This is a genomic window from Paraburkholderia ultramafica (genome assembly GCF_902859915.1).
GTDB classification, from domain to species: Bacteria; Pseudomonadota; Gammaproteobacteria; order Burkholderiales; family Burkholderiaceae; genus Paraburkholderia; species Paraburkholderia ultramafica.
Genome location: NZ_CADIKK010000015.1, coordinates 59,465 through 77,187 on the forward strand (window position 1 = coordinate 59,465; position 17,723 = coordinate 77,187).

19 protein-coding genes and 2 pseudogenes are annotated in these 17,723 nt (G+C 60.9%); 13 read left to right on the forward strand and 8 right to left on the reverse strand.

Features of this window, described 5'->3' with window-relative positions; translation table 11 throughout:
- The first annotated feature begins 207 nt into the window (after positions 1–207).
- Positions 208–1,092, forward strand: a complete 885-nt coding sequence (locus tag HV744_RS17235; protein ID WP_175150684.1) for an NAD(P)-dependent oxidoreductase — start codon at positions 208–210, stop codon at positions 1,090–1,092.
- Positions 1,093–1,131: 39 nt separating this feature from the next.
- Here the strand turns inward: HV744_RS17235 and HV744_RS17240 are convergent, their stop codons facing one another.
- Genes HV744_RS17240 through HV744_RS37340 form a run of 3 tightly spaced genes read right to left on the reverse strand, consistent with a single transcriptional unit; the run spans position 1,132 to position 2,755 of the window.
- Entirely contained in the window at positions 1,132–2,439 is a 1,308-nt protein-coding gene (locus tag HV744_RS17240) for a LysR family transcriptional regulator (RefSeq protein WP_175150685.1), read from the reverse strand.
- Positions 2,436–2,600: a hypothetical protein gene (locus tag HV744_RS37335; RefSeq protein WP_246279075.1), complete on the reverse strand. Its 165-nt coding sequence runs from the start codon at positions 2,598–2,600 to the stop codon at positions 2,436–2,438. Before HV744_RS37335 ends, HV744_RS17240 begins: the two co-directional genes overlap by 4 nt.
- Positions 2,597–2,755, reverse strand: coding sequence for a GntR family transcriptional regulator (locus HV744_RS37340; protein ID WP_246279076.1), 159 nt, complete (start codon positions 2,753–2,755; stop codon positions 2,597–2,599). The genes HV744_RS37335 and HV744_RS37340 overlap by 4 nt, the downstream gene beginning before the upstream one ends.
- A 390-nt stretch (positions 2,756–3,145) precedes the next feature.
- Between HV744_RS37340 and HV744_RS17250 the strand changes: the two genes are divergently transcribed.
- The 8 genes from HV744_RS17250 (at position 3,146) to HV744_RS17285 (ending at position 9,109) form a co-directional block, all read left to right on the forward strand.
- Positions 3,146–3,994, forward strand: a complete 849-nt coding sequence (locus HV744_RS17250; protein ID WP_175150686.1) for a gallate dioxygenase — start codon at positions 3,146–3,148, stop codon at positions 3,992–3,994.
- The gene (locus tag HV744_RS17255; protein ID WP_175150687.1) at positions 3,991–4,350 is read left to right on the forward strand and encodes a protocatechuate 3,4-dioxygenase; all 360 of its coding nucleotides are present in this window, start codon (positions 3,991–3,993) and stop codon (positions 4,348–4,350) included. The genes HV744_RS17250 and HV744_RS17255 overlap by 4 nt, the downstream gene beginning before the upstream one ends.
- A 356-nt stretch (positions 4,351–4,706) precedes the next feature.
- Positions 4,707–5,249, forward strand: coding sequence for a hypothetical protein (locus tag HV744_RS17260; protein ID WP_175150688.1), 543 nt, complete (start codon positions 4,707–4,709; stop codon positions 5,247–5,249).
- 81 nt (positions 5,250–5,330) lie between these two features.
- The gene (locus tag HV744_RS17265; protein ID WP_175150689.1) at positions 5,331–6,551 is read left to right on the forward strand and encodes a porin; all 1,221 of its coding nucleotides are present in this window, start codon (positions 5,331–5,333) and stop codon (positions 6,549–6,551) included.
- 464 nt (positions 6,552–7,015) lie between these two features.
- A complete protein-coding gene (locus HV744_RS17270) occupies positions 7,016–7,249 on the forward strand; it encodes a hypothetical protein (protein ID WP_175150690.1) in 234 nt (77 codons plus the stop codon).
- 121 nt (positions 7,250–7,370) lie between these two features.
- Positions 7,371–7,604 carry a hypothetical protein gene (locus tag HV744_RS17275; RefSeq protein ID WP_175150691.1) on the forward strand — a complete coding sequence of 78 codons (234 nt, stop codon included), beginning with the start codon at positions 7,371–7,373 and terminating at the stop codon, positions 7,602–7,604.
- Positions 7,605–7,725: 121 nt separating this feature from the next.
- Complete coding sequence (locus tag HV744_RS17280; RefSeq protein WP_175150692.1) at positions 7,726–7,959, forward strand: hypothetical protein; 234 nt, start codon at positions 7,726–7,728, stop codon at positions 7,957–7,959.
- A gap of 916 nt (positions 7,960–8,875) precedes the next feature.
- On the forward strand, positions 8,876–9,109 hold the full coding sequence (locus HV744_RS17285; protein ID WP_175150690.1) for a hypothetical protein: 234 nt from the start codon (positions 8,876–8,878) through the stop codon (positions 9,107–9,109).
- 147 nt (positions 9,110–9,256) lie between these two features.
- On the opposite strand, the gene HV744_RS17290 is transcribed toward HV744_RS17285, so the two are convergent.
- Positions 9,257–9,706, reverse strand: a complete 450-nt coding sequence (locus HV744_RS17290; RefSeq protein ID WP_175150693.1) for an ester cyclase — start codon at positions 9,704–9,706, stop codon at positions 9,257–9,259.
- A 457-nt stretch (positions 9,707–10,163) separates the two neighbouring features.
- On the opposite strand from HV744_RS17290, the gene HV744_RS17295 reads away from it, so the two are divergent.
- Positions 10,164–11,381 carry a polysaccharide pyruvyl transferase family protein gene (locus tag HV744_RS17295; RefSeq protein WP_175150694.1) on the forward strand — a complete coding sequence of 406 codons (1,218 nt, stop codon included), beginning with the start codon at positions 10,164–10,166 and terminating at the stop codon, positions 11,379–11,381.
- A gap of 68 nt (positions 11,382–11,449) precedes the next feature.
- Here HV744_RS17295 and HV744_RS17300 read toward each other — a convergent pair whose 3' ends face one another.
- From HV744_RS17300 to HV744_RS17310, 3 genes and pseudogenes are all read right to left on the reverse strand, one after another.
- Entirely contained in the window at positions 11,450–11,866 is a 417-nt protein-coding gene (locus tag HV744_RS17300) for a glycine zipper family protein (protein ID WP_175150695.1), read from the reverse strand.
- A gap of 13 nt (positions 11,867–11,879) precedes the next feature.
- Positions 11,880–12,362 (reverse strand): hypothetical protein, encoded by a 483-nt coding sequence (locus tag HV744_RS17305; protein WP_175150696.1) that lies wholly within the window; start codon positions 12,360–12,362, stop codon positions 11,880–11,882.
- Between the two features lie 419 nt (positions 12,363–12,781).
- Positions 12,782–13,710 (reverse strand): annotated as a pseudogene (locus HV744_RS17310) (LysR substrate-binding domain-containing protein).
- Between the two features lie 109 nt (positions 13,711–13,819).
- On the opposite strand from HV744_RS17310, the gene HV744_RS17315 reads away from it, so the two are divergent.
- The 3 genes and pseudogenes from HV744_RS17315 to HV744_RS17325 all read left to right on the forward strand — a co-directional run bounded on the left by HV744_RS17315 (position 13,820) and on the right by HV744_RS17325 (position 16,672).
- The gene (locus tag HV744_RS17315) at positions 13,820–14,914 is read left to right on the forward strand and encodes a tartrate dehydrogenase (protein ID WP_175150697.1); all 1,095 of its coding nucleotides are present in this window, start codon (positions 13,820–13,822) and stop codon (positions 14,912–14,914) included.
- Between the two features lie 172 nt (positions 14,915–15,086).
- A pseudogene (locus tag HV744_RS17320) lies at positions 15,087–15,512 on the forward strand (MFS transporter); the annotation flags it as partial.
- A gap of 263 nt (positions 15,513–15,775) precedes the next feature.
- Positions 15,776–16,672: a fructose bisphosphate aldolase gene (locus HV744_RS17325; RefSeq protein ID WP_175150698.1), complete on the forward strand. Its 897-nt coding sequence runs from the start codon at positions 15,776–15,778 to the stop codon at positions 16,670–16,672.
- Positions 16,673–16,919: 247 nt separating this feature from the next.
- Here the strand turns inward: HV744_RS17325 and HV744_RS17330 are convergent, their stop codons facing one another.
- The gene (locus tag HV744_RS17330; RefSeq protein ID WP_175150784.1) at positions 16,920–17,615 is read right to left on the reverse strand and encodes a phosphatase PAP2 family protein; all 696 of its coding nucleotides are present in this window, start codon (positions 17,613–17,615) and stop codon (positions 16,920–16,922) included.
- Positions 17,616–17,723 lie beyond the last annotated feature (108 nt).

Consider the following 17,723-nt stretch of genomic DNA (forward strand, 5'->3'; position numbering starts at 1 on the left):
TTGATGTTTCGCCTGACCGATAAACAGATGAGATGGCATTGCACGTCGCTTTAAGTACTTGCAAAACACTTTCGAACCCTACAATGGTGACTGACACATAGTGAAAACGGGTGGGTTGGATATGGCAGACCAGGCAATGCTACCTACGACCCGGCGGCGCCTGAACGGCGCAACCGGGATGGCTTGTTTCGTATCGGAGGTGTGGCGATGAGCGGCCCTGCACGCATCGATGTCGTGGCCTTCGTTGGCTTCGGCGAGGCCGGCGGGATACTCGGCGCGGCGCTTGCGGCGAAAGGCGTGCAGGTGTCGATGTTCGATCTGCGCCGCGACGCGCTGCGTGACAAGGCGCAGGCTGCGGGCGTCCGTGTGGCCGACACGTTGCAGAGCGCGCTCGACGGCGCGCAAGTCGTCGTATCGGCGGTGACTGCGGAAGCGGACCTCGAAGTGGCGCAGGAGGTCGCGCGCTGTATCGAAGCCGGGCAGGTTTGCCTGGACATCAACTCGGTCTCGCCGCAGACCAGGCAGCAAGCGCAGGCCTGCATCGAGGGCGCGGGCGCGCGCTACGTCGAAGCGGCCGTGATGGCGCCCGTGCCGCCTTATGGCCTCGCCGTGCCGATGTTACTGGGCGGCGCCGATGCCGCGCGCGTCGCGCCGCTGCTCAACGCGTTGGGCTTCAATGCGCGAGCGGTGTCGGAGAAGGTCGGCGTGGCATCGGCGGCGAAGATGTGCCGCAGCGTGATGATCAAGGGCATCGAAGCGTTGAGCGTCGAATGTCTGCGCGCCGCGCGCCACTACGATGCCGAGTCGATCGTACTGGCATCGCTCGCCGAAACGTTCGGCAAGATGCGCGACGGTGCCGACGTGCCCGGCTATCTGGTCAGCCGCGTCGCCGAACATGGCCGCCGGCGCGCGGCGGAAATGCGCGAAGTCTCGCAAACGCTGCGGGAGGCCGGCATCACGCCGTTCATGAGCGACGCGTCCGCGCGTCTGCAGGACAGCATCGTGGATGCGATGCAGGCGGCTGGCATCGACTACGGTACACTGCCCACGCCATTCGACTGGCGCGCTTTCTTCGACGGCCTGCCGGAATGAACGCGGCGACTGCCGAGGTAAATAGCTACTACGTAACGGCTAGTTCGCGCCGATGCTGACCGCGCGCGTCACATCGACCACCGACAGGCGAATCGCATCGATCAACGCGCGCGCGGCCGGCGACGGCGTGCCCGCCGCGCGCACGGTCAGGCCGATATCGCGCCGGGTATTGTGCAACTGCACGTCGAGCACCACCAGTTGTCCGGACTGAACCTCATGATGCAACTGCTGCGCCGACAGCGCGGCGGCCATGTCCGTGCCGAGCAGCAGCCCGCGTATGACCGCAAGGTCGGCGGTCTCGACCGTAGGCATTGGTGGCTTCACTTTCATCCGCTTGAATTGCGCTTCGAACAGCCCGCGCGCTGGCGAATTGCTGCGGGGAAGGATCCATTGCGCGTCACGCAAGCCGATGATGGTCAGGTCGCGTGCGCGCGCGAGCGGATGATCGCGACGCACCAGCACCACCATGTCTTCCGACGTCAGGCGCTCGTTCTTCAGGCCGCTCGTGGCGTCGTTGTCGCGCAGCGCGCCGAGAATGAAGTCGATGTCGCCCGCTCGCAGACCCGCCACCAGCGTCTCGTAGGAGCTTTCGTCGGTGACCACCCGCACGCCCGGATTTTCCGAGGTCATCCGCGCGATCGCTTTGGGCAGGATCAGCGTGCGCCCGAGCGGCAATGCGCCGACGGTCACCGAGCCCTGAATCTTGCCGTGCAATGCGGCGATATCGTCGGGCACGTGGCGCAACTCGTTCAACGCGCGGCGCACATGCAGCAGAAACGTTTCGCCTTCGGTGGTGAGCAGGATGCCGCGCGGGCTTCGATGAAACAGACTCAGACCCGAGCCGCTCTCCAGCACGCGAATCGCGGTGCTCACCGCAGGTTGACTGATGCCGAAGGTCTTCGCGGCGCTCGGCATGTGCCGATGCCGCGCGAGCGCCGCGAACAGTTGCAGCCGCCGCGTGTTGAGCAGATAAGCCGGCAATGCGCCTTCCGCCGCGGACCGGCGGCGCGCCTGACGCGCGGCGCACCACTGCGCGAGCTCTTCCAGTTCCGCAAAAATCCGCTCGCAACGATGCAGCACCGCGCGGCCGACCGGAGTCGGCAACATGCCTGAAGGGCCGCGGTCGAACAGCGGCTCGCCGAGCGCCGACTCCAGTTCCTGCACCGAGCGCGTGACCGCCGACTGCGCGCGAAACAGCGCGGCCGCCGCGCGTGTCGCGCTGCCCATTTCGGCGACGAGTCGGAACGCGCGCAGTTGCGCGAGGTTGAGCAGGTCTTTGCTGCTCACGGACGATGGACCTTTGGCCGACGCCGCGTTGCCGAGCGGGGAAATGGTTTCGCGCGTCATGCCGCGCCCGCGATCAGATGCAGCGACGGCAGCGACAGGTTCAGGCTTTCCTTCGAGATGTGCGTGTGTTCTTTCATCAACGCATCCACGCGCGCGCCTTCGCCTTTTTTCAGCGCATCCACGATCGCATGATGCTGGCGATGCGCGTACATCAGCATCATGAACTGGCGCTCGCGCGCGGCTTCGTCGAAGGCGATCGTGAATGGCGACAGTGCGCGAGTTGCGCCTCCACGAGGCGCTGGCCGGGCGACAGTTCGCCGGCCAGGATCTTCTCGCGTAACGTCTGGACAATCGCCTGCTGGGTCGTCTCGTTCATCGTTGTCTACTCGTTCGAAGCACGCAAGTATAGCCACGCGCGCCACGCTGCACCACGCCTGTAAAACGGCTTGCGACTTCTTTTCCGGGTCATCTGTTTTGTTTATCGCGCGTGGGCGGGCGAGGGCCGCGGTCGAAGCGCGCCGAGCCGGCTCGGGATACCGACGAAGCCACGCGCCACGCGGCTTGCAGCGGTGCGCCGCGCTCCGCATGGCGCACCTCGGCGCCGATTCGGCCCATTACCCGATGGCCGACTGAGGTTTACCCGCACTTCCTGTCAGACGGCACAATTCCTATCTTTGCATCCCAGGATGGTCGCGCTGGCTACCTCCCCGGTAACCCGGACCTATCCGATTGGCTGCGCAGCACGAAGTAATGGAAGGCAACGAATATGGCAAGAATCATTGGTGGCATCGGCACGTCGCATGTGCCCACAATCGGGTTGGCGTACGACAAGGGCAAGCAGAACGATCCCGCATGGGCACCACTCTTCAAAGGCTACGAGCCGGTCGCGCAATGGCTCGCGGACCGCAAGCCCGACGTGATGGTGATGTTCTACAACGATCACGCCAACAGCTTCTTCTTCGATTGCTATCCGACCTTCGCGCTGGGCGTGTCGGCCAGTCACGACTTCGCGGATGAAGGCGCGGGCAAGCGTCCGCTGCCGGGCATCGCGGGCCATCCCGACCTCGCGATCCACATCGCCGAGCAGATGGTTGCCGACGAGTTCGATCTGACGATCTTCCAGGACCGTCCGCTCGACCACGGCTGCAATTCGCCGCTGTCGCTGATGTTGCCGCACGACGAGCACGGCTGGCCAATGTCACTGGTGCCGATGGAAGTCAACGTGCTGCAGTATCCGCTGCCCACCGCGAACCGCTGCTACCGGCTGGGGCAGGCGCTGCGTCGCGCGATCGAATCGTTCGACGAGGATCTGGATGTGGTGGTGGTCGGCACGGGCGGGCTGTCTCACCAGGTGCACGGCGAGCGTAGCGGCTTTAACAACACCGACTGGGACATGGAGTTTCTCGACCTGATCGTCAACGACCCGCAGCGTCTCGCGGCGATGAAGCATGTCGATTACGTGCGCCTTGGCGGCGCGGAAAGTGTCGAGACGATCATGTGGCTCGCGATGCGCGGCGCGCTGGGTCAGAAGGTCCGCGAACTGCACCGCAACTACTATCTTGCGACCAGCACCGCGATGGCCGTGACGCTCTATGAAGATGAGGTGGCGCAATGAACCCGCAACTGATCGGCGTCGAAGAACTGACCGGCACGTATCCGTTCGATATTCGCCAGAGCATGAAGGCGATGCGCCTGAACCGCTTCTTCTGGCAGATGCGCGAAGCGCCGGCTCGCGCGCTGTGGCTGGAAAACCGCAGCGCCGCATACGACGCGGCCAGCCTCACGCCGGAAGAACGCACGCTGGTCGACAACACGGACTGGATCAGCCTGATTCGCTATGGCGTGTGTTTCTTCGTGCTCGAAAAATTCGCGCGCGTGGTGAAGATCACGAACCTTGGCATGTACGCGAGCATGCGAGGCGAAACCCTCGAAGCATTTCTGAAGACGCGCAGGGTGCCTGAAGCGGTGTAAGGCGCTCGACGCTGCCGGCCCGCGTAGGCGGGTTTTCACTTCAATACTGATAGACCCCGGATTCGACAGAAATCCGGGGCGGGAAAGTATTTTCTCGGAGACATACATGAAGTTCGCAGACCCGGTCGATACCCGGCCGCTCATCGACGCGCGCAACCTGTCGCGCTCACCTTCGCTGCGCGTTCTCTTGTTCGCGCATTCGCGGCAATGCAGATCCAATGCGTTGCGCCGCGCTTCATGATCAGCCCGGTGGCTGAAACCTGAACCCGTGCGCGGCCGCGTCACGCGAAGCCGCGTGACTCACTGCTGCTGCGCATGACATCCGTTGTGGGACGCGTGTTTCGAGGAGAGCAAATATGAGTGGCAATTTCGGCGTGAGTGGAACGGACCTCAACAGGGATTTGAGGTCGGCGAATTCGGAGTCGCCTGGCTGCAAGGCGAGGTTACGCGCCGGTGTGATCGGCGGACTGATCGGTGCGGTGGTCATCTGGATTTACGAGGCGCTCGTGTGGGTCGGCGCGCAGCATCTGATGCCGCTGGCCGGTATTCCGCGCAACGCGACCGGCCTCGTGTTCGGCAAGCAGGTGCAGGAGTCGCTCGGTATCTGGGCGTATGTCGTGGGCACCGGGATTCACTTCGTGTTCGCGGCGGCATGGGGCGTGCTGTTCGCAGCTGTGTGGCCTTACTTCCGCCGGCGCGGCTACGAAGCGACGCTGGTGGCGTTGTTCTACGCGGTGCTCGCGTGGATCGTCATGCATGTGGCGATCATGATCGCGTCGGATAACCACCCGAATTACTACGACCCGGCGGTGATTATCGGCGGGTTCATGTCGCACATCTTTTTCACCGTGCCGCTGGCATTGACCGTCAAGCGACTGCTGCAGCCACAACGGTACTAGTGCGGTGGGTTCGACGAACCCTCAATCGCCGTGTCGATAAAGAAGTATTTCAACGAGACGTAAAACCTGGAGATCCTAAGAATGATTAAAAGTATCAGACGAGTCGACGCAGTGCTGTTTGGCGCAGCGATCGCGGCAGCGGTGCCGGCTTTCGCGCAAAGCAGCGTGACTTTGTACGGCATCGTCGATAACGGCCTGTCCTACACCAACAATCAGGCATCGCTCGGCGCCACCAGTGGCGGCAAGTCGGCGGTCAAGATGACCCCGGGCGTGTGGGCAGGCAGCCGCTTCGGCCTGAAGGGCGCAGAGGACCTGGGCGGTGGCACGAAGGCGATCTTCCAGCTCGAATCCGGCTTCAATTCGGCGACCGGCGCCCAGCAGTACACCAACGCGATGTTCGGCCGCCAGGCGTGGGTCGGCGTGACCAACTCGACGTACGGCACGTTGACGGCGGGCCGCCAATACGCGTCGTATTACCAGATGCTCTCGCCTTATAGCCCGACGACCTGGCTTACCGGCTACTACGGCGCGCACCCTGGCGATATCGACGGCCTCGACACGATCTACCGCACGAACAACACGCTGGAGTACACGTCGCCGAAGCTCTACGGTCTGACGGTCAGCGGTTCGTATTCGCTGGGCGGCGTGCCGGGCAGCTTCAACCGGGGCTCGACGTTGACGACCGGTGCGCAGTACGCGCTGGGTCCGATCGGCTTCGCGGTCGGCTTCTCGCGGATCAACAACTCGACCCTCGGCGGCGGCGCGTGGGGCGCGGATTCGACCACCACGAACGGCGGCGCGCAGATCGGCGTTTCCGCGCTGACGAACGGCTATCAGACCGCGCAGGCGCAGCAGCGTTTTGCGGTGGGCGGCGGCTACACGTTCAATAGCGCGTGGGACATGACGGCCACGTACTCGAACGTTCAGTACATTCCGGGCACGGGTTCGAAGTTCCACGACACGGCGATCTTCAACACGGGCGGGCTCGTGCTGCACTGGAAGCCGGCCGCTGCGTGGGATTTCGGCGCGGGCTACAGCTACACCCGTGCGACGCGCGCGAACGGTATCGACGAGAACGCGCAGTACCACCAGTTCAACCTCTCCGAGTACTACTCGCTGTCCAAGCGTACCGGTCTGTATGCGCTGCAGGCTTATCAGAAGGCGAAGGGCAAGACGCTGGGCACCAACGGTGCTGGGCAGATCATCGATGCGACGGCGACGCTGGGCGACGGTTATAACACCACGCCGTCTTCTTCGGGTAGCCAGTTCGCGGTTGGCGTGGGCATCATTCACCGCTTCTGATTTGAAGTTTTTGTGGTGAGGAAAGCCGGGTTCTGTGAACCCGGCTTTTTTTATTTGCGTGGCACGACCCCGGCAGACGGATGTCAATGCGACTTCAGCGGGAGGTCGCCTCAACCTGCCACGCACCGTTGAGCAGGTAACCAATCGCGCGGCCTGAAGCAAGGTGATCCGCGCGCGGGAGCGGCAGTCACGTCAACTGACATTCATGTAGATCAGGGCTGTCCAGTCAAAGCAAACAGTCACGGCGAAATGTGTTTGCCATCGCAAGACACAGTTTTTCTCCCAGCCCCTTCACCAGCCTTTTAAAAGTTCATGGGTGATATTTATTTTCCTTTGTTTTCATGTGGTTAGAGCCGCATTGCCGGTTCGTGGATCGAGGTTGGCACACCCTATGCGAATGTACCTGTGAGCGCAACGAATAGTGCTCTTCCACCCAAACCGAAGCAACTCCCAGGAGATTTACCATGACCTCGCTGACCATCAAAGACCTCGCTCATTCCGAAGAACTGTCCGTCAAGGCACTGTCCGCAGTGCGCGGCGGCAGCAACTTCAACATCGGCAACCTCAACGCTGCTTACGGCGGCGGCTTCGCCAGCCCGGCCGTCGTGGTGGCGCCGGTCACCCAGAATGACACGTACACGAAGGTCGAGATTCCGACGATCCAGAATTTCGGCGGCCTGCAGTTTGCCCACGCGTGAGTCAAGCGAAAAGGAGAGTCGCCCTGACAGGGAGTGCCATTAATCGCCACAGGTGCACTCTCCACCGCTTGCGCAATCAATCGTGCTCTTCCAAACCTATGCAATTCCCAGGAGATTTACCATGACCTCGCTGACCATCAAAGACCTCGCTCATTCCGAAGAACTGTCCGTCAAGGCACTGTCCGCAGTGCGCGGCGGCAGCAACTTCAACATCGGCAACCTCAACGCTGCTTATGGCGGCGGCTTCGCCAGCCCGGCCGTCGTGGTGGCACCAGTCACCCAGATTGACACGTACACGAAGGTCGAGATTCCAACGATCCAGAATTTCGGCGGCGTGCAGTTTGCCCACGCGTGAGTCAAGTAGAGAGGAGAGTCGCCCTGACAGGGAATGCTGTCCAATCCCCTCAGGTGCGCTCTCCACCGCCTGCGCAACGAACCGTGCTCTTCCAGACAGCAGCAGATCCAGGAGATTTACCATGAACTCGCTGACCATCAACGACCTCGCTCACACCGAAGAACTGTCTGCCAAGGCCCTGTCCGTTGTGCGCGGTGGCGTCAACTACAATTTTGGAAACTTCAACGCTGCTTATGGCGGCGGCTTTGCCAGTCCGAGCATCGTGGTGGCCCCGGTGACCCAAGTTGACACGTACACGAAGGTCGAGATTCCGACGATCCAGAATTTCGGCGGCCTGCAGTTTGTCAGGGCATGAGTTCAGGGGATGGGAGAGTCGCCCTCACAGGGATGCAGTCGGATCCTCAGGTGTGTGCTCTTTCGCGGCGTTCACAAGTGAGCACTGCATCGACAGGGTAGGGCGTCGGTCGATTCAGGCATGTGAACACCAACAGCAATTGCGCCTTGAATCTGAATTGACGCTTTCATAACAGGGGTGTGCAGAGTGAGGGCCAAGCGGTTGGACCCGATCAGTGTCGTTCGTTTTCCTTCCAAACTATCCGGACTTGTCACCGAGGTTTGGATTTGAAGGTCCACCGGCCACTCCTCCGGTGGACCTTTTTTATTTCCCCGGCCCATTCTGAAATAAGTTGACACCTGTCCCTCAGGGGGAGAACGAGCGTCAATTGGAAAGGGGTTCAAAACGCACGCATTGCAATTACGAGCTGGCTTTTAACGCGATTCGAAACGTACCGATGCCCCAGGGGCTCCTTTGAAACTCCAGGCAGTGGATCGCGGGAGTGCTTCAACGCGTCCGGGCCGGAAGATCTCACACAGAAGCCGGCAGACGGATGTCAATGCAACTTCAGCGGGAGATCGCCTCAAGTTGCCACGCACCATTGTGCAGGTAACCAATCTCGTGGCCTGAAGCGAGGTGATCCGCGCGCGGGAGCGGCAGTCGTGTCCACTGACATTCACGTCAATCAGGGCTGTCCTGTCAAAGCAAACAGTCACGGCGAAATGTGTTTGCCATCGCAAGACACAGGTTTTCTCCCAGCCCCTTCACCAGCCTTTTAAAAGTTCATGGGTGATATTTATTTTCCTTTGTTTTCATGTGGTTAGAGCCGCATTGCCGGTTCGTGGATCGAGGTTGGCACACCCTATGCGAATGTACCTGTGAGCGCAACGAATAGTGCTCTTCCACCCAAACCGAAGCAACTCCCAGGAGATTTACCATGACCTCGCTGACCATCAAAGACCTCGCTCATTCCGAAGAACTGTCCGTCAAGGCACTGTCCGCAGTGCGCGGCGGCAGCAACTTCAACATCGGCAACCTCAACGCTGCTTATGGCGGTGGCTTTGCCAGCCCGGCCGTCGTGGTGGCACCGGTCACCCAGAATGACACGTACACGAAGGTCGAGATTCCGACGATCCAGAATTTCGGCGGCCTGCAGTTTGCCCACGCGTGAGTCAAGTAGAGAGGAGAGTCGCCCTGACAGGGGATGCTGTCCAATCCCCCCAGGTGCGCTCTCCACCGCTTGCGCAACGAGCCGTGTGAGTAGTTAAAGCTGAAGCTGGTTAAGCAGTACCTGGCCGGCGATGCCCGGCAGCGGCGCTCAGACCGTCTTGATCAGCCCCAGTTGCGTGAGAGCGGTCACGCCGTCGTCGAGGCCAAGTTCTTCGACGATCTTGCCGTTTTTCAGACGCAGCACCGTCGTGCCCGTGAAGTGCATCTTGCGTCCCGTCTGCGCCGGCAGCGATCCTGCCAGAAAGTCGCTGAAAGCCGGCCCCGTGTGCGTGCCGCCGCCTTCCCACTGACCGACGACGTAGTCGCCTTCAGCGATGAGGCCGGTGACGCCCCAGAAATTGAGGTCTGGGAAAGCCGCGCGGAAATCGCTCATGAATGCCTTGATGTCTTCGCGGCCACGGCGCGGTTCATGCAGCGAATATTTGAGCAGCATGTCCGGCGCGGCGATCTCGTCGACGATACCGAGGTTGCACTTTTCACCCCAGAAGCTCGTGAACCAGCGGCCCACGATCGCCTTGTTGTCATCTTCCTTCGACATGTTCGACTCCTTGCTGAGCTTGATAAACGGCGAAACGGGATTGCTCCGCCCGGAGTGAACGTTATCGGCCGCGATGTCCCGCAGCTACCCGTTTCTTGCGGTGAAATTCGCGCAGTGTGTTTCGCAGTTCGAATCAGAAGCTGGGGCGATTTCCACAGCAAGAAACGGATTGGAAATTCGGATCTGACTGTCTATCGTTGTCACCAAAGTGGGAGTCACCTCACCGTACGTGCATGAGACGCAACGCTTGCACATGCCCGGCGTACAGCGTCTTCGGTGACACGAAGGATCGAGAGCAACCGAAATAATCATGAGAAGAGCATGCTCACGCCTACACAGGGAACACGGTTGCCCGAACCCAACCACGCTGGCGCGGACCAACCGCTCGCGCAAGGTACTATGACCAGCAAGGGGCGCGTGCTGCCCCTGACATCAGAATCTGTGCAAGGTTTCACTCATGCCACGCGACGCAGCAACAGGCATTCGCACCGTCCTGTTTGGCGCATTCGATCGCCATAACTTCGGTGACCTCCTGTTCCCGCACGTGATTGCGCGCATGCTGCCACGTAACGATTGGCTGTTTGCCGGCCTGGTGAGACGAGACTTGCGCGCGCACGGCGGCCATCAGGTCAGCGCGATCGCTGAAGTTGCCAAATCCCTTCGCGAGCGCCCAGTGAATATCATTCATGTTGGAGGCGAACTCCTTACCTGTGATGCCTGGGAAGCAGCGGTCATGTTGTCACGGCGGGACCAGCTGCAAGAAGCCATTGCAGGCTTCGCTGACTGGAGGCAAGACAGGCTTGCATGGGCGCGCGACAAGTTTGGGGTAGCGGCATTAGCGCCCTATACTCTGGCACCGGAATCATTTCCCCAGGCGGCACACCTGTTCTACAACGCGGTCGGCGGCGTAGAGCTCAACGTACGTGATCCGGCGATGCGCGCCGAGGTAGTGGCGCACCTCAATGCGGCGGATGACGTCAGCGTGCGAGACACACAAACAAAGGCACTACTGGACGCATCGGGCATTGCGACGCGGCTTGTTCCTGATCCCGCTGTCATGGTGGCGGAATTATTCGGCACAAAGATTCGTCGGCGTGCCGCGCATCGCGCGATCTCGCAGATTCTCAACGCTTTCCCTCAGCAATATATAGCCGTGCAGTTCAGTGCCGACTTCGGTGATGATGAAACGCTGTGTGAAATCGCTGCCCAGCTCGATCGGATTGTCATTTCAAGCGGCCTTGGCGTGGTGTTGTTCCGCGCCGGTGCAGCGCCCTGGCATGACGATCTGGTGTGCTACCGGCGTATCCTCGCGCGGATGCGTGCCCCGTCGGTGAAGATATTCACCTCGCTGAATATCTGGGATATCTGCGCTTTGATCGCGCATAGCCGCGTCTATTGCGGAAGCAGCCTGCACGGCAGGATCGTTGCGATGGCATTCGCTCTTCCACGCGTCAATGTGCGCCATCCGGAACGGGCGACCCACCCTACGAAGCAGACTGCTTTCGCCGCGACATGGGAAGAAGCGGGGACGCCGGCCACAGTCGAAGTGCGGGAAATCGCCGACGGAATTCGCGATGCGTTGACGGATGATCGAGCACGGCTTCAACGCACTGCTGAGAAGCTGGTCACTCGATTTCGCGACGGATTCGATCCGATTCGCGCGAAGTTGTGCTGACGTGGGGTTGCGTTTGCGATCTTGCCACGGTCCCTTGCGTCAAGCGCTTTGAAGATTCGCCAGAACGCTCAGGGGGTGTGCCCTTGCGGTGCCGGCGGCGGGAAGGCGGGCTTGTAGTTGGCAGGTGGCGTCGCGGGCGGCGCCGCAATCATCTGTCCATAGACCGGGACCCGGTGTCCGTGCGCGTACATGCACTGAATGTAGGCGGCGTCGTATTGGTACTGTGCGCCGTATCCTGAGTCGCCTGAATAACTGGGTCCGACCGCCGAACTGCTTACCGCCGCCGTGCTGGAGGCTTGCTGCGAGCTCACGCCGCCGAACTGGCCGAGCGCAAACTGGCGGCAGTTGTGGTCATCACCGAGAAACTGGTCGAACGTCTTGTTACTGCCCGGGAGCACCATCACGCTGGGGCCCGACGGTATCGACGTACAGGCGCCTACAGCGAGCGCGGCCGCCATCAGGAGGGGAACGGAACGCGGCTTCATCAGTATCTCCGCATTACGGCGACGGCTGGGCCGGCACCGTTTGCCAGCCGCCCGGACAGTCCTTGATATACGGATAATAGCCACTGGGCTGGTCGCAGCGGTACCACCACGCGTTCGCATTTGCACCGTCCGACCCATCGCCTTGCTCGATGTATTGCGCCGCGTATTGCGCCGCGGGCGCGTAGTAGCCGGGGTAGGAATCGGGGTATGGCCAGCCGTAGTATGGATATCCCCACCAGTATGGATACCCCCACCAGCCCCAGCCGCCGCCTACCACGAAGGTCACGTGCCCGTGGCCGTGCCCATGCCCATGCCCGTCGTGAAAACCGTCATGGTGAAAACCGTCATGGTGGAAGAAGCCATTCTGACCGTGAAAGCCGCCGCCGTGCATGCCACCACCGCCACCATGACCGCCGGCCAGCGTCGGACCGCTGGCAGCCAACGCCGCCCCTGCCACTAGTGTCAAGGCAATCTTGCAAAGCCTGCGCCCATTCATGATGTGCCCCCCGCCTTACCGCCTGCCGGCCGGGTCACTCGGGACCCGCGCCGGACCGTCCCCTTGTATCGTTTAGCTTGTTTAGATACCTCGTGCACGTATCTCCGCTTCTATTGAATACCAGATTGACGCATCCGGCACTGGCCATGTAGCCCCTGAAAATGAGGCGTTACCGCTATTACAGGCAAGACACCCGGCCGCGCCCGCTGGTCCGAGGGGGCTCCGCAACCCTGTAAACGAAACGGCTGACAGGCCGGATTTATTCCATCAACAGTCCCCGGAACAGTCCCCGGCTTTCCATCATGCTTTCATGAAATATCAGCGGATGAAGGAGCATCTCGAATGATCCTTCCGGATTGCCTGTTTCCGGCCGACAACGCTCCCCAAGCGCGGCAGTGCGACTGCCCGTTATCAACTACCTACATGAACTCGCCCACGCCACCTCCCAGATCGCGCGCTATGAAGTCAACAAAAGCACGGATGCGATTAGACATCTGGTGTCGCTGCGAATAGACCGCGAAGATATCGGCGTTCGGCGTATCGTGATCGGGCAGCACCGGCACCAGGGATCCATCGGCAAGATACGGTTTGATGTCCCACTCGGCCCGCATCAAAATCCCGTGCCCCTCGAGCGCCCACTTCACGGCGATCTCGCCGTCGTTCGTGGTCAAGCTGCCGTTTATCCGCACGGCCTCGGTTTTGCGGGAAGCGCCTCGCCCTGACGTCAACCGCCAGACGCCGTACGCCTCGTCGCCTTGCCTGATGCCGATACAGTTGTGCCGGGTCAGATCGTGCGCCGTGACTGGCAGTCCCCGCGACGCGATATAGGAAGAGGCGCCGCACACAGCACCCGACGATTCGGTGCAAGACGACGTGCGACGACGCGCGTGTCCGGCGGCTCGCCGAACCTGATACACACATCGAACGCGTCGTCTGTCAAAGGCGGCGGGGTGACAGACAACTGAAGCTGCACAGACACCTGCGGGTATTTCGACACGAAACGCGAAATTGCCGGCGCGACGTGGCTGCGGCCGAAGCCGAGCGTTGCGTTGACGCGCAGCAGCCCCTTCGGGGTTTGTTTCGCGCTTCCGAGCAGTTCGGCCAACTCGTCGATCTCATCGAGGATCCGGCGCGCGTGTTCGAGGTATAGCTCGCCCTCCGGCGTGAGCATCATCCGCCGCGTCGTCCGGTTGACGAGCGGAACAGCGGCACGACTTTCCATCTGAGCCAGATGCTTGCTGACGGCTGCCGCCGTTAGCCCTAATTCGCGCGCCGCGGCGCTCAGGCTGCCGGACGCGGCGAGCGTCGAAAAGAAACTTAAATCAGACGGTTCGACAGTTTCCTGCATGGCCTTCACTTGTGAATGAAAGTTAAGGATGCTTTGAGTTTAGCACCGGTTTTTGCGTGCGGAGATCGGTAAAGTTCGCTCATACCCCCAACACCTGAAGGACGGAGACATGATCACCTATCGCATCGCAACCATCCCCGGCGACGGGATCGGCAAGGAAGTGGTTCCGGCCGGCCAGCAAGTGCTCGAAGCGCTCGCGAAAGCAAGCAAGTCGTTTGCGTTCGAATTCGAAAACTTCGACTGGGGTGGCGACTATTACCGCAAACATGGCGTCATGATGCCCGCGGACGGCCTCGACGCCATTCGCGGCAAGGACGCGATCCTGTTCGGCTCGGCCGGCGACCCGGACATTCCCGATCACATTACGCTGTGGGGTCTGCGCCTGAAGATCTGCCAGGGATTTGATCAATACGCGAACGTCCGGCCGACCCGCATTCTGCCGGGCATCGATGCACCGCTGAAGCGCTGCAAACCGGAAGACCTGAACTGGGTCATCGTCCGTGAAAATTCAGAAGGCGAATATTCGGGCGTGGGCGGCCGGGTTCACCAGGGGCATCCGATCGAAGCGGCAACGGACGTGTCGATCCTGACCCGCGCCGGCGTCGAGCGGATCATGCGCTTCGCGTTCCGCCTCGCTCAATCCCGTCCGCGCAAGCTGCTGACGGTGATCACCAAGAGCAACGCTCAACGTCATGCGATGGTGATGTGGGACGAGATCGCCGTCGAAATCTCGAAGGAATTCCCGGACGTCAAATGGGACAAGGAACTGGTTGATGCGTCGACCGCACGCATGATCAACCGTCCTGCGACGCTTGACACGATTGTTGCGACCAACCTGCACGCGGATATTCTCAGCGATCTGGCCGCCGCTCTCGCGGGTAGCCTCGGCATCGCGCCGACGGGCAACATCGATCCGGAACGGCGCTTTCCGTCCATGTTCGAGCCGATCCACGGTTCCGCGTTCGACATCATGGGCAAGGGTCTCGCCAACCCGGTCGGCACCTTCTGGTCAGTCGTCATGCTGCTCGAGCATCTCGGCGAATTCGACGCCGCCACGCGTGTCATGCAGGCAGTCGAAGCGGTCACCGCCGACACGTCGCTGCACACGCGTGATCTCGGCGGTACGGCAACGACGGCACAGGTGACGGCCGCTGTTTGTGCGCTGCTGGAAAAATCTGCGGTTCCTGCCGCGAACGCTGCATAAGCACAAAGACGTCCGTGCAACGCTGGACATTGATCTGCTGGAAAACAACCGCACGGAAACGTTGAAGCCGAATGATCCAAGCTTGCCGGACACTGAAACCCATCTGATCGCGACACCTCAGCTCGTTCTCGAAGCCGCTGCAACGCAGTCACGGGCGGCGGGTGTCGACGCCTGCCTGTGGGCCAGGCATTCGGATCGCACCGAAGAGCGCACGTGGCATGTGGTGATTCCGTGTGTCGTCGCATGCCTGGGCTTCGTGTTCGTTGGCCAGGCCACCACGGCGTTGATGGTCATCCTCGCATTGGTCATTGTGAACATCGGCATCAGCGCCGCGAAAGCGCCGCTGTGGGCGATGCCGAGCATGTTTCTTTCCGGCGCCGGCGCGGCGGCTGGCATCGCGATGATCAACTCGGTTGGCAACCTCGGTGGCTTCGTCGGCCCCTTTGCGATCGGTTGGCTGAAGAACGTGACCGGGAGTTATTCCGCCGGGCTGTATGTGGTTGGCGCGACGTTGGCGGTATCCGCGGTCGTGACGCTGATGCTGAGCCGGCAGGCACAGCAAACGCACGCGCCAGCTGGGGAGCGGCACGGTCACTGAATGTGCCGACGGTCCGGGATCGAAGCGGACGGCGGATGGATTCAGTCTGGCATTGGCCCGCCGCCAATGCCCCGGCCGATGTCGCCAGTACCGGGCTGCGAGAGACTTCATCGAAACACGATCATTGGACGCGACACCGATAACCCTATCTTCATGGAATCCGACATTTGCGTTAATGTCGTTACACTTGACGGATTGAACGCAATGGGTCCAGACCAGGTGTGCTTTGGTTCGGCATTTGGTTTTTGAAAAAGGAGATGTCCGTGGCAAATGACAAGATGATGGCGCAGGTTGGTGAACAGCAGGGCTTTTTCGCGGCCTTGGACCAGAGCGGCGGATCGACCCCCGGCGCCCTGCGACTCTACGGCATTCCGGACAGCGCCTACAGCGATGACGCCGGGATGTTCAAGCTGATACACGAAATGCGGGTGCGCATCATCACCGCGCCCGCCTTTACCGGGGACAAGGTCATCGGAGCCATTCTGTTCGAAGCCACCATGGACGGACAGGCACAGGGAAAACCGGTTCCGGCTTTCCTGTGGGAGGACCGTGGCGTCGTGCCGTTCCTGAAGGTCGATAAAGGGTTGGAAGCCGAAGCCGACGGCGTGCAACTGATGAAGCCGATACCCGGGTTGGACGAACTGCTCGAGCGGGCAACGAAGCTCGGTATCTTCGGCACCAAGATGCGTTCGGTCATCAACCTGAATTCGCCAAATGGTATCGCTGCCATCGTGAAGCAACAGTTCGCACTGGCTGCGCAGATCGAGGCGCACGGCCTCATGCCGATACTGGAACCCGAGGTGTCGATCAAGAGTCCGGACAAGGCGGGCGCTGAAGCGACCCTGCGCGCGGAACTGGCCAAAGGTCTCGATGCGTTGCCGCAGAGCAGCCGCGTGATGCTCAAGCTGACCATCCCCGAGGTAGCGGACTTTTATCGTCCATTGATCGAGCACCCGCGGGTCGCGCGGGTCGTCGCGCTTTCCGGCGGCTACACGCGAGCCGATGCGTGCAAACGGCTCGCTGCCAATCACGGCATGATCGCCAGCTTCTCAAGGGCTTTGATCAACGAACTCAAGAAGTCGATGAGCGACAGTGAGTTCAACGCGGCGCTGGAAAGCGCCGTCGACGAGATCTATCAGGCCTCCGTCGTGAAGGTTTGAACAACTTTCGGGGGGGGGGGAGGGCCTGACGGATAAGGGGCCCGTCGGTCGCCGTGTATCAACACCTTACTTTGCCCGGCCTTAAGGCCGGGCAAAGCTCGCATTCCGTGTTTGCGATCGAGAGGGAGAAAACCAAGCGGCCTTCAGTATCCCGTTGTTTAATTCTTCGAGAAGGGACATTGCGTGTCGTTGCGCACACGCGTGGTCGAGCGACTGCCACATCGCTCCCGGAGAAACCTTCGCGTGTTTATAACGCCTTCAAACCCACCCTGAAGAGCAGTAATAGTTCATCGAACTGGGTGACCAGTTGAAAAGACAAAAGAAACGCCAGCATATAGGCAGGCCCTGGATGACCGTTCATCCATCGCAGGATCGGTCCTGCCAGACGTGTTCTGACAAAATTGCGCGTCGCGATACACGTGATGGCTACGCCAATGGCCGCGCCCGCAAGAACATCAGTCGGATAGTGCAAACCAAGGTACACGCGCGGCAAGCATATGAAGATGCCCGTGTACAACAGCGCAAGCGCGCCGACACGTCGTGAGATAAGAAAGATGCCCGTCGCAACCGACATCCATAGCATCGCATGATCGCTTGGAAAGGAACTCCACGTACGCACAACGGCATCCTGGAGGCCGACCGAGGGAAAGCTCAGGTGCAGTTCCGGGTTGTAGAGCGGCCGCTCGCGAAACGGCAGGCAACATGCGAGTAGCCTGCCGCTCGCAAGCGATAGAAGACCACTTGCGACCGTCGCGATGATCATCTCACGCTTCCATTCACCACGCGGACCCGGTTCGAACCACATCCACCACAACACCGGTATGAGGACGAGGCCTTTGAAGATGACCTGGCCCGCTATCACCCTTATCGCGTGATTCATTGCCGCCGAGCGGAAAGCATTGTGCGTAAGGAAGATCTGGACTGCTGTATCGAAACTGTTCATTGCGGCCCTGATCACTTTTTTCTCCGTGCGCGGATTGTAGAGGGCGGAGGGATTCAGATTCGCAACGAAGTGTGTCCGAACGTAACGGGTTGCGCACCGACATTCGAT

Bases quoted from the DNA above. Each gene is read 5' to 3' on its own strand.
- HV744_RS17235 (WP_175150684.1), top strand. From the start codon at position 208: ATGAGCGGCCCTGCACGCATCGATGTCGTGGCCTTCGTTGGCTTCGGC.
- HV744_RS17240 (WP_175150685.1), bottom strand. From the start codon at position 2,439: ATGACGCGCGAAACCATTTCCCCGCTCGGCAACGCGGCGTCGGCCAAA.
- HV744_RS37335 (WP_246279075.1), bottom strand. From the start codon at position 2,600: ATGATGCTGATGTACGCGCATCGCCAGCATCATGCGATCGTGGATGCG.
- HV744_RS37340 (WP_246279076.1), bottom strand. From the start codon at position 2,755: ATGAACGAGACGACCCAGCAGGCGATTGTCCAGACGTTACGCGAGAAG.
- HV744_RS17250 (WP_175150686.1), top strand. From the start codon at position 3,146: ATGGCAAGAATCATTGGTGGCATCGGCACGTCGCATGTGCCCACAATC.
- HV744_RS17255 (WP_175150687.1), top strand. From the start codon at position 3,991: ATGAACCCGCAACTGATCGGCGTCGAAGAACTGACCGGCACGTATCCG.
- HV744_RS17260 (WP_175150688.1), top strand. From the start codon at position 4,707: ATGAGTGGCAATTTCGGCGTGAGTGGAACGGACCTCAACAGGGATTTG.
- HV744_RS17265 (WP_175150689.1), top strand. From the start codon at position 5,331: ATGATTAAAAGTATCAGACGAGTCGACGCAGTGCTGTTTGGCGCAGCG.
- HV744_RS17270 (WP_175150690.1), top strand. From the start codon at position 7,016: ATGACCTCGCTGACCATCAAAGACCTCGCTCATTCCGAAGAACTGTCC.
- HV744_RS17275 (WP_175150691.1), top strand. From the start codon at position 7,371: ATGACCTCGCTGACCATCAAAGACCTCGCTCATTCCGAAGAACTGTCC.
- HV744_RS17280 (WP_175150692.1), top strand. From the start codon at position 7,726: ATGAACTCGCTGACCATCAACGACCTCGCTCACACCGAAGAACTGTCT.
- HV744_RS17285 (WP_175150690.1), top strand. From the start codon at position 8,876: ATGACCTCGCTGACCATCAAAGACCTCGCTCATTCCGAAGAACTGTCC.
- HV744_RS17290 (WP_175150693.1), bottom strand. From the start codon at position 9,706: ATGTCGAAGGAAGATGACAACAAGGCGATCGTGGGCCGCTGGTTCACG.
- HV744_RS17295 (WP_175150694.1), top strand. From the start codon at position 10,164: ATGCCACGCGACGCAGCAACAGGCATTCGCACCGTCCTGTTTGGCGCA.
- HV744_RS17300 (WP_175150695.1), bottom strand. From the start codon at position 11,866: ATGAAGCCGCGTTCCGTTCCCCTCCTGATGGCGGCCGCGCTCGCTGTA.
- HV744_RS17305 (WP_175150696.1), bottom strand. From the start codon at position 12,362: ATGAATGGGCGCAGGCTTTGCAAGATTGCCTTGACACTAGTGGCAGGG.
- HV744_RS17315 (WP_175150697.1), top strand. From the start codon at position 13,820: ATGATCACCTATCGCATCGCAACCATCCCCGGCGACGGGATCGGCAAG.
- HV744_RS17330 (WP_175150784.1), bottom strand. From the start codon at position 17,615: ATGAACAGTTTCGATACAGCAGTCCAGATCTTCCTTACGCACAATGCT.